Origin of the sequence: Actinospongiicola halichondriae, assembly GCF_049103745.1 — a bacterium.
GTDB lineage: Bacteria > Actinomycetota > Acidimicrobiia > Acidimicrobiales > Salinilacustritrichaceae > Salinilacustrithrix > Salinilacustrithrix halichondriae.
Genome location: NZ_CP171622.1, coordinates 922,158 through 932,312, shown reverse-complemented (window position 1 = coordinate 932,312; position 10,155 = coordinate 922,158). Strand labels below are relative to the sequence as shown.

The 10,155-nt window shown below is 70.4% G+C and carries 11 protein-coding genes; 4 read left to right on the top strand and 7 right to left on the bottom strand.

Annotation, left to right across the window (positions count from 1 at the left end):
- Positions 1–10 precede the first annotated feature (10 nt).
- A complete protein-coding gene (locus AB8619_RS04740; RefSeq protein ID WP_436795309.1) occupies positions 11–481 on the top strand; it encodes a CAP domain-containing protein in 471 nt (156 codons plus the stop codon).
- 3 nt (positions 482–484) lie between these two features.
- Here the strand turns inward: AB8619_RS04740 and AB8619_RS04735 are convergent, their stop codons facing one another.
- Positions 485–1,732: a Glu/Leu/Phe/Val family dehydrogenase gene (locus tag AB8619_RS04735; RefSeq protein WP_436795308.1), complete on the bottom strand. Its 1,248-nt coding sequence runs from the start codon at positions 1,730–1,732 to the stop codon at positions 485–487.
- 40 nt (positions 1,733–1,772) lie between these two features.
- Entirely contained in the window at positions 1,773–2,036 is a 264-nt protein-coding gene (locus tag AB8619_RS04730; RefSeq protein WP_436795307.1) for a hypothetical protein, read from the bottom strand.
- Between the two features lie 77 nt (positions 2,037–2,113).
- Here AB8619_RS04730 and AB8619_RS04725 point away from each other — a divergent pair, with 77 nt between their 5' ends.
- Positions 2,114–3,046, top strand: a complete 933-nt coding sequence (locus tag AB8619_RS04725; RefSeq protein ID WP_436795306.1) for a LysR family transcriptional regulator — start codon at positions 2,114–2,116, stop codon at positions 3,044–3,046.
- Positions 3,047–3,055: 9 nt separating this feature from the next.
- On the opposite strand, the gene AB8619_RS04720 is transcribed toward AB8619_RS04725, so the two are convergent.
- From AB8619_RS04720 to AB8619_RS04700, 5 genes are all read right to left on the bottom strand, one after another.
- Positions 3,056–4,273: a multidrug effflux MFS transporter gene (locus tag AB8619_RS04720; RefSeq protein WP_436795305.1), complete on the bottom strand. Its 1,218-nt coding sequence runs from the start codon at positions 4,271–4,273 to the stop codon at positions 3,056–3,058.
- 15 nt (positions 4,274–4,288) lie between these two features.
- Positions 4,289–5,932: a DNA polymerase Y family protein gene (locus tag AB8619_RS04715; RefSeq protein WP_436795304.1), complete on the bottom strand. Its 1,644-nt coding sequence runs from the start codon at positions 5,930–5,932 to the stop codon at positions 4,289–4,291.
- Complete coding sequence (locus AB8619_RS04710; RefSeq protein WP_436795303.1) at positions 5,919–6,620, bottom strand: hypothetical protein; 702 nt, start codon at positions 6,618–6,620, stop codon at positions 5,919–5,921. Before AB8619_RS04710 ends, AB8619_RS04715 begins: the two co-directional genes overlap by 14 nt.
- A gap of 75 nt (positions 6,621–6,695) precedes the next feature.
- Positions 6,696–7,301, bottom strand: a complete 606-nt coding sequence (locus AB8619_RS04705; protein ID WP_436795302.1) for a hypothetical protein — start codon at positions 7,299–7,301, stop codon at positions 6,696–6,698.
- Positions 7,302–7,694: 393 nt separating this feature from the next.
- Positions 7,695–8,033 carry a hypothetical protein gene (locus AB8619_RS04700; protein ID WP_436795301.1) on the bottom strand — a complete coding sequence of 113 codons (339 nt, stop codon included), beginning with the start codon at positions 8,031–8,033 and terminating at the stop codon, positions 7,695–7,697.
- Between the two features lie 58 nt (positions 8,034–8,091).
- Between AB8619_RS04700 and AB8619_RS04695 the strand changes: the two genes are divergently transcribed.
- Together AB8619_RS04695 and AB8619_RS04690 are read left to right on the top strand one after the other, a co-directional pair.
- On the top strand, positions 8,092–9,315 hold the full coding sequence (locus tag AB8619_RS04695; protein ID WP_436795300.1) for a TIGR00300 family protein: 1,224 nt from the start codon (positions 8,092–8,094) through the stop codon (positions 9,313–9,315).
- Positions 9,312–10,142, top strand: a complete 831-nt coding sequence (locus tag AB8619_RS04690) for a dimethylarginine dimethylaminohydrolase family protein (RefSeq protein ID WP_436795299.1) — start codon at positions 9,312–9,314, stop codon at positions 10,140–10,142. Before AB8619_RS04695 ends, AB8619_RS04690 begins: the two co-directional genes overlap by 4 nt.
- Positions 10,143–10,155: the final 13 nt, after the last annotated feature.

Genomic DNA, 10,155 nt, shown 5'->3' with positions numbered 1-10,155 from the left:
GAACCGCACCATGGGCTCGAACGCCACGCTCGCTCCGAACACGACCGTCACTCGGTCCCGCCGTCATCGCTTCGCCATCGTGCCGGTGCTGCTTGCCGGAGCCATCCTCCTGTCGGCGTGCATGAACGGCGACCAGCAGGCTGCGTTCGACATGATCAACGCCTCCCGTGCCGACGCCGGTGTCCCGGCCCTCGAGCACGACGAGACCGCCAAGAAGAAGGCGCAGCTCTGGGCCGAGCACCTGGTCGAGATCAACAAGCTCGAGCACAGCAACCTCGCCTCCGGCATGGACGACGGCTGGAAGCGTCTCGGCGAGAACGTCGGCTACAGCACCGCCTCGATCAGCCGGGTCCACGACCAGTTCATGGCGTCATCGGGCCACCGTGCCAACATCCTCGACCGCCGCTTCACCCACGTCGGTGTCGGCGTCGCCAAGGGCAACGGCCGGACCTACGTGGTCCACGTCTTCGTCCAGCGCTGACGGTCAGGGGAAGATGCCCCGGGTGGCCGTTGCCGCCGCCACCCGCTCGAGGGCGAGGGCGTAGGCCGCTCGCCGCAGGCTGACGTCCCAGCGACGGCTGGCCGCCCACACGTCGGCGAAGGCGTCGGACATCACCTTGTGGTGACGCTCGGCGAACAGGTCCTCTTCCCAGGGGAACCCCTGCCGGGCCTGGGCCCACTCGAAGTACGAGGCGGTCACCCCGCCGGCGTTGGCGAGCACGTCGGGAACGACGGTGATCCCGCGTCGATCGAGCACGGCGTCGGCCTCGGGAAGTGTGGGCCCGTTGGCCGCCTCGACCACCACACGGGCGCCCAACCGTTCGGCCACCGCGGCGTCGATCACGCCGCCGAGGGCCGCCGGGACCAGGAGTTCGCAGTCGATCGCGAGCATGTCGTCGGCATCGACCGGGTCGCCCAACGGGAACCCCACCACGCCTCCGGTGGCCACGACGTGGTCCGAGAGCGCGGCGGTGTCGAGACCACCCTGGTTGCCGACGGCACCCGTCACGTCGCTGACCGCCACGATGCGCATCCCGGCCGACTGGAGCAGGTAGGCCAGCGGACCGCCCACCTTGCCGAAGCCCTGGATCACGGCCCGCCGACCCGGGAGCTCGATCCCGAGCGCCTCGAAGACCGCACGGACACACACCACCACGCCCGCGGCCGTGCCGCCGGCGTGGGCTCGTGTTCCACCGACCGACAACGGTTTCCCGGTCACGGCGCCGGGCAGATGCACGCCGCCGCCGGTCATCTGCAGCGTGTCGAGCAGCCACGCCATGACCCGTCCGTCGGTGTTGACGTCGGGCGCCGGGATGTCGCGGTCCGGGCCGAGCAGCGGGGAGATCCCCAGGGTGAACCGCCGAGTCAGGTGCTCGAGTTCGGCGAGGCTCAGGGAACGAGGATCGACGCACACACCACCCTTCGCTCCGCCGTAGGGCAGACCACACACTGCGGTCTTGACGGTCATCTGCGCGGCCAGCGCCCGCACCTCGTCGGCGTCGACGGCAGGGTGGAAGCGGATCCCGCCCTTGCCCGGACCGCGGACGGTGTTGTGATGGATCCGCCATCCGGCGAACACGTCGACCGACCCGTCGTCGCGACGCACCGGGACCGACACCTCGAGCACGCGCTCGCAACGGCGGACCATGGCGTGGATGCTCGGGTCGATACCGGCGACCGCCACCGCATCGTCGATGCGACCGAGCACAGCGTCCCAGGGACTGGCGACCACGCTCCGAGTGTGGCAGGCCCGGCGACGCTCCGCGTGGAGGTCAGGCTGCGACGCACTCCCCGACCGGCGACGTGACGGGGTCCGGACCAGAATCGCACTTCCGCACGTACAGGAACACGAGTCGGCCGAGCGCACGTTCGCGGACAGGACGTGGAGCCGTGGGATCGCCGACGATGCCGACGAGGGTCTCGGACACGCCCCGACGACGCGCTCCGGCGAGGAGGGCGGCGACGGCGGCACGATGAGCAGCGAAGCCGTCTTCGACGACGGATTCGGCGAGTTGGGTGGCTGCGGTGGGGGTCATGTCTCCACCGTACGGAGATCAAATGATCAGGGCTAGCGATATTCACTCACCACATTGATCAGCTAGACTGATGACCCATGAGCGCACTCAAGGACGTGGACATCCGTCATCTCGCGGCCCTGGCCGCCGTGGTCGACGAAGGCTCCTTCGCGAAGGCCGCGCAGGCTCTGGGGTTCACCCAGTCGGCGATCAGCCAGCAGATCGCGGCACTCGAGAAGGCCGCTGGCCTCCCCGTCCTCGATCGACCCCGCGGGCCCAAGGCCGCCGAGCTCACGCCGGCCGGCGAGTTGCTCCTGGGCTATGCACGCGAAGTGCTCAGCCGTGTCGAAGAGATGGACGACGAACTCGACCGACTCCGGCGGGGCATCTCGGGTCGTCTGGTGATCGGGACCTTCCAGTCCGTCTCCGGCAAGGTGCTCCCGCCGCTCATCGGCCGCATGCGCACCGAGGTCCCCGACGTCGACATCCGCCTGTTCGAGACCGACGACCAGACCGCCCTCATCCGCGGCATCCTCGACGACGACCTCGACCTCGCGTTCACCGTCGATGCCGAGCCCGACCCCCGCCTCGAGTCCGTGCACCTCGGCTACGACCCGTTCGTCGTCCTCGCTGCCAAAGGCGAGATCGAGGGCCCCACCGCCGCGCCCGCCGACCTCACCGGCCACCCCATGATCGGCCAGCCCGCCGCCAACGTGTGTCAGATGCTCATCGACCGCCGTCTCGACGCGGTCGGCGTACGACCCGACTACGTCTTCCGGTCGCAGGACAACGGCGCCGTCCAGGGCATGGTGCGCTCGGGGATGGGGCGGGCGATCATGCCCTACCTCGCCATCGACCCCGACGACCCCGGTGTCGACGTCCTCGAACTCGACCCGCCGGTCGACCCCCGACGCATCCAACTCACCCGTCGGACCGACCGGAGCCTCCCACCTGCGGCTGACCACTTCGCCACCCTCGCCCGGGAGGTCGGCGCGGCCGTCCTCCAACCGGAGAACACGCTCGTCGACTGACGCGTTCCGTCAGGGCGTCGCGGCCCGCGCCGACGTCACCGCGATCGTGGTCGCGGTGCCGGAGATCGCCAGGCCGATCGCCAGCGGCGTGATCGTGCCGTCGAAGAACCGGTCGAGCACGCCACCGAGCGTTGCGCCGACCACCAACTGGAACGCGCCGATGACCGACGACGCCGTGCCGGCGACGGCCGCCATCGGGGCCATCGCCAACGTGTTGAGGTTGGGCAGGAGCAACGCATGGCAGGCGAGGACTGCGCCCATCACCACCATGAAGGCGACGAGGCTGGGGCGCCCGTCGGTCGTGATGGCCAGTGCGAGCATCACCGCCGCCAGTCCCACGTAGCCGCCGAGCGCCCAGACGACCATGGGTGTGGTCCCCACCGTCGAGACGATCCGGCCGTTCAGGATCGAGGCCAGACCCATGACCCCGGCGAGGACGCCGAACACCAGCGGGAAGCGGTCGGAGGCCCCGAACGTCTTGTCGACGATCGCCTCGGCCGAACCGAGGTACGAGGCGAACACGCCGTAGAGCGCCGTCACGCCGACGGCATACGAGAACGCGACCCGGTTCGACACCACGAACCGAGTTGCGGTGACGACACGATGGAAGCGGAGATCGGGGATGCGGTGCTCCGGTGCCAGGGTCTCGGGGAGGCGACGCACCCAGACCGCGATCACACAGGCCCAGACGGCACACAGCGCGAACAGCCAGCGCCAGGGGGCGATGGAGAGCACGGCCGAGCCGAGGGTCGGGGCGACCACCGGCACCAGGATGAAGATCGCCATCATCGTCGACATGGTCTTCGACATCTCGTCGCCGTCGAAGCGGTCGCGGATGATGGCGAGGGCGACCACTCGGGGACCCGCGGCACCGAGTCCCCAGAGGACCCGGGCGGCGAAGAGTGTCGGCAGCGAGGGGGCGAGCGTGGCCAGGAGCGCTCCCCCGATGTAGATCGCCAGACCGAGCCGCATCGCACTGCGACGGCCACGGTTGTCGGCGATGGGTCCGTAGAAGATCGTGCCGAGGCCGAGGCCCACGAAGTAGGCGGTCACCAGGCCCGTGACGGCGGTGGAGTCGGGCGCCAGGCCCAGGTCGGCGCGGATGTCGCCGAACGCGGGGAGCATCAGGTCGATGCCCAGGGCCGTGAGCGCCGTGGCCATGGCCAACAGGGCGATGAGTTCGCGTCGACCGATCTCGCTTCGTCGGATCGGGGGCGCTGTCTTCACCGAACGAGTCTGCCGTCAGTCGTACGTGGCCGCAACGCTCCAGCGGCCACGCTCGAGGACCACCAGGCGGGCGACGCCGTCGTCGGTGATCACCTGGAAACGGGCCCGGCGTGAGTGCCGCTCGGGATCCCACCATCGTTCGTCGACCGGCCACGGTCCGGCCCACGAACGGATGCGCTGCGTCCGCCCCCCGACCCGCAACCGGTCGGGTGGGGCCGTCGGCGTGCATCGACCGTCGACCATCACGATCCGACCGGTGCCGTCGAGCACGTCGACCGGGAGTGGTTCGGGGTGCACGGTGGCGGGCGAGGGATTGGGGAGACGGCCGGGCCACGGTGCGGTGATCCAGTCGGACCGGACGGACGGGCGGTCGACGGTGAGGTCGACCGCGCCGGCGGGCACGAGCCGGAGTTGTTCGTCGGGGTCGCGCCCACCGGCGTACTCCGGCACCGAGACGGCGTCGGCGCCGAGCAATCCCTGCACCCGGGCGATGGCCCGTACGGCGCGCTCGGCCGCGCCGGTGTCCCGGCCCACGAACCCCTGACCCGAGAACCCCAGTTGACGACCGTCGGCGGCCACGACCTCGTCCGGATGCAGTTCGACACGGACGATGCCGGCCGTGGGTCGCTGCCGGACCGAGGCGTTGATCCACCCGTCCATCTGCCACCGGACCCGGTCGGCGATCGCCCCCGCGCTCAGTCCCGCACCTTTCCCCCCGGACGAACTGCTCTCGGCATGGCGCCACGCCCGCTCGGACCGCTCGCCGTTCTCGGTCTCGGCGATGACCACGACCCGGGTGCACACCGATCCCCGGGCGTCGAGACGACGGTGGAGTTCGTCGGCCAGTCCCCGGGCGACGAACGCGATCGGCGCGACCTGTTCGGCGGGCGGGTCGAGGTCGACCGAGACCACGAGGTCGGGTGGTGGTGGCGTGGTCCGCAACGGTCGGGCATCGAGACCCCGGGCGAGCCGGTGGGCCTCCACACCGGTCGGACCGAACCGGCCGAGGACGTCGCCGGCGGGGAGCGCGGCGAGATCGCCGAGGGTGTGGAGCCCCAGTCGGCGCAGGACGTCGGCGAAGTCGGGGAGGTCGAGGGCGGTGAGCGACAGGGGCGCCAGGTACTCGGCCGAAGCCTCCGGCTCCACGATCCAGACCGGGGGATCGCCTCGCTGCGCCGCGAGGTACGCGGTCCGGGCCGCGTGCTCGGCAGCGAACGGCCCGTCGGCCACCCCCACCGCGGCGAGGATCGCCACACCCGCCATGTCGATCGCCGCGACCGCCTCGACCACCTGCTCCGCGAGCGCCACGTCGCCACCGAAGTAGCGGGAGGGGCCCCGGGTGGGGAACGCGCACCGGCCGGGCCGCGTGACCTCGACCCGTGGGGTGAAGGCCTCGAGCGCCCGCACCACCGGTTCGAACATCCGAGCGTCGCGCTCGACGTCGCGATCGAGGACCTGCAGCGACGGACACCGGGCCTGGGCTTCACGCCGCCGCATGTGTCGACGGACGTCGGCGGCGCGCGCTGCTGCCGTACACGCCACCACTCGGTTCGACACGAAGACCGCGGCCGGTTCATCGGCCCGGGTCCCGGCCGCCACCAGGGGCCAGTCCGGAACCCACACCACCATGACCCGACCCGGGGCGTCAGGCGGGGACATGGATCGGCACCGGATCGGCCACCACGGACTCGACCAGGCCGACACCCGACGGCAGCCACAGTTCGGATCGTCGAGGCCGCGACGCTTCGCGGCGCCCCCCGCCCACCACCGTCACCCGGCGAGCGCGCAGGTGGCCATGACCGTCGGCCAGGCCCTCCCAGCACGCCGAGGTCACCTCGAGCGTCACGTCGGCCCCCTCGGCCCACCCCGACGAGCCGACCTGGACCAACACCGCCCCTCGCTCCCGAGCCCGAGCGGCGAGTCGCCGGCCGTCACGGGCCTTGACCCGATGGGTCGCCCGTACCAACACGATCTCGAACGCATCGACCAACGCCGCGACCGCTGCCGCCCATGCGGTCTCCTCGTTGTCGGGACCGATCTCGGTGTCGGGCGATGCGACGAGGACGAACCGCTCGAGGGCGATGCCGAGTTCGGCTGCGGCCGACAACCCCAACGACGGGAACCCCACCGCGGCCACCCAGGCGCCGTCCTGCGACGCGGCCGAGGCCGCGGCCAACGCCAGCGACGTGGCGGCGGGGCCATCGGTCGCCAGGGTCGACCCCCGCCGGAGACCACCACCGGGGATCAACGACTCGAGGGCCGGCAGGACCGGGAGACGTCGTTCACGGGCGAGCGCCGGCGACTCGACCTGTTCGACCAGTGCTGCTGCAAGCTCCGCTCGACCCATGCCCTCAGTATCGAACACCTGTTCGATGCACGTCAACCGTCGTCGACACCTTCAGGGAGAGCGGGGATTCCGTCGCTACTGGTGGCGGGGATCGCGCCAGATGGCGTCGACCGTCGTGGTCACGATCGACCCGTCGGCCAGGACTGCCACCCCGGTCGAGCACGGTGGACCGAGCTCCTCGGTCGGCGCCACGACTCCGGTGTCGGGAACGGGGATCCGTTCGACGACCTCGGACACGAAGCCGCACAGCACCAGATCGCCGTCGGGCAACACGTCGAGGGACGACGGTGCCCGCTCCCCCGTGAGCTCGAGCACCGACTCCTCACCCGAGGGAGCGATCCGCACGATCCGTTCGGGCTGCGAACCGGGAGCGTTGTCGACCAGCCAGATGTCGCCGGCAACCACGGTCATGGCGAAGGGGTTGTTCCATCCGCCCGAGACGAACGTGGGCTCCTGGTCGGGAGACCCCATCGGGTCGAGCGAGAGGATCTTGCCGTTCAGCGCATCGGGGTCGTCGACCGCGTCGGGATCCTGGAGATCGCCGATCGAGATCAGCAGACGGTCGCCCCGGAACGCGAGGGTCCCCCCGTTGGCGAGCTCCGCGCTCGACGGGGCCTTCCCAGACCAGGGTCTCGCGGTCCGAGGCCACGCGGCCCACGACGAGGCGACCGTCGGAGGCACGGGTCCACGAGGCGTAGACGTCGACCGCGTCGCCGACCCGCTTGGTGGCGATCCCGAGCAGGCCGCGCTGGCCGTCGGTGGCGAGCGGGTCCTGGATCTCGACGGTCACCGCCGTCACGCCGGCTCGATCAGACCGCAGGATCCGTCCGGTGGTCCGTTCGCCGTAGAGGAAACCGCCCTCGGCCAACGCCACAGGGGCCAGCGGCTGGTCGATGCCGGAGACGATGACCTTGGGCTCGTCGCTGCGGTCGATGACGAACGCCGCCACCAGCGCAGCACCGACGCCGCCGACGAGGGTCACGGCCGCGAGGACGATGCCCAGCTTGGCGATGAAGGGCCAACGGACGCCTGGTTCGTCGTCCGCCACGGGTTGGTCTCGGGTTCCCTGGCGATTCAATCCACGTTCGCGGTGACGGCCTCGTCGTCACCGGGCACTGCCGCGCCGCCATCTGGATAGAACCGGAACAGGTGCTCGATGATCTCGCGGAGACCGTCACCCGTGCTGCCTCCTGCGAGGCGCACCGTGATGATCGAGCTGTTGACGTGGACCGAATCGACCCCGCCGTGGGCGAGGATCCGTCGTGCGACCTCGTCGACCGGACGGTCGCGGACGACGTCGTCGAGCGACGAATACCGCTCATGACCCATACCCGTGAGGCTGCGGTTGATCTCGAACCGCAGGACCTCTGGATTGGTCGACGACTTCTCGATGACGGTCACGCTCTGTCCCATGCGGCGCAGAGGTTATCTGCCAGCGCGAAGATGACCTGCAATGGCACCAATCCCGGACATGTCCCCTGCGCGGCGTTCGGAGACGATCCACGTCGCGGGCCACATCGTCGACTCGCTGCTCCTCGCCAAGATCCTCGACACGATCCTCGATTCCGGCGCCGACTACGAGCTCGTCGACGTGCACATCGGCAAGACCAACAAGGACACCTCGTCGGCGACCATCGAGGTCACGGCGGCGAGCGAGGTGCTCGACCCGCTCCTCGACGACCTGCGGATCCACGGCGCGAACCGCGTCGAGCACTCCGACGCCGTCCTGGTCGAAGCCGACGCCGACGGCGTGCTCCCGTCGGGCTTCCACTCGACCACCAACCTCGAGACCGAGGTGCTGATCGACGGGACGTGGCACCGCGTCGAGAACCCGGAGATGGACTGCGGCATCGTGGTCCACGACGACGGACGGGTCCGGACGATCCCGATGAACCGGGTGACGGCGGGCGATCGGATCGTGGTCGGCCGCGACGGCGTACGCGTGCAGGTCCCGGCTCGCAGCGACGGCGCAGGGTCGTTCGAGTTCATGAACTCGGAGGTGTCGTCGGAGAAGCCCAAGGGCCTGCTCATCCGTCACGTCGCCGACCGGATGCGGGCCGCCCGTGCCGATGGCACCAAGGTCCTGCTCGTTGCCGGCCCGGCGGCGATCCACACCGGCGCCGGCCCCGACATCGCCGCCCTCGTCGAGCACGGGTGGATCCACTGCCTCTTCACCGGCAACGGGTTCGCGACCCACGACCTCGAGTCCAACGTCCTCGGGACCTCGCTCGGCGTGGGCGTGGGCGACGGCGTGCCGGTCGAGGGTGGCCACGCCAACCACGTCCGGGTGATCAACGAGATCCGACGGCACGGCTCGATCGCCCGGGCCGTCGACGCCGGCTACGTGACCGGTGGGGTCATGCACGCCTGCGTGCGGGCCGGCGTGCCGTTCGTGCTCGGCGGGTCCATCCGCGACGACGGCCCCCTCCCCGACACCATGACCGACGTCGCCGACGCCGCTGACGCCATGCGCGACCAGATCGGCGGCGTCCGGGTCGCGCTCATGCTGGCGACCACGCTGCACGCCATCGCGACCGGCAACGTGCTCCCGGCCACGGTCGAGACGTTCTGCGTCGACATCAACCAGGCCGTGGTCACCAAGCTCGCCGACCGCGGTTCACACCAGGCCGTGGGGATCGTCACCGACATCGGCGTCTTCGTCCGCCAACTCGCCGACGATCTGCTCGACCGATGACCGCACTCGACTGGGGTCACCACTACCTGCTCTGCCCGCCCCGGCACTTCGGTGTCCTCTACGAGATCAACCCGTGGATGCACCAGGAGGTCGAGGTCGACGTCGACCTCGCGCTCGGCCAGTGGGAGGCGCTCCACCGAGCGTTGCTCGACGCCGGTGCGACCGTCGACACCATCGACCAACCCGAGGGCGTGCCCGACCTGGTGTTCACGGCGAACGCGGGCCTGCTCGACGCGACTTCGAGGATCTTCGTCCCGTCGCACTTCCGCCACACGGAACGCCAGCCCGAGACCGAGGTCTTCGCGTCGTGGTTCACCGACCACGGATGGGACGTCCGTCGACTGCCCGACGAGGTCGGTCACGAGGGCGCCGGCGATGCACTCCCGTTCGGCGACGTCCTCGTCTCCGGCTATCGGCCACGCTCGGACGCCGTGGCGGGAAACCACCTGACCGAACTGCTCGACGTACCCGTGCGAACCCTCGAACTCGTCGACGAGCGGCTCTACCATCTGGATCTGACGTTCTGTCCGCTCGACGACCGGCACGCCATGTGCGCGCCGCTCGGATGGGACGACTACGGACGCAAGGTCGTCGAGGCCCTCGTTCCCGAGCCGTTGTGGCTCGAGGACGACGAGGCACTCGCCTTCTGCGCCAACTCGGTCGTCGTCGGGTCCAACATCGTGATGCCCTCGTGCCCACCGAGGATCGGCCGGATCCTGGAGGAATGGGGCTTCGACATCACGGTCTGCCCCGTCGACGAGTTCCTCAAGGCCGGCGGCGGCTGTCGGTGTCTGACACTCGCGCTGGATGTGACATTCGACCACTAGGCAGATTGTCGGC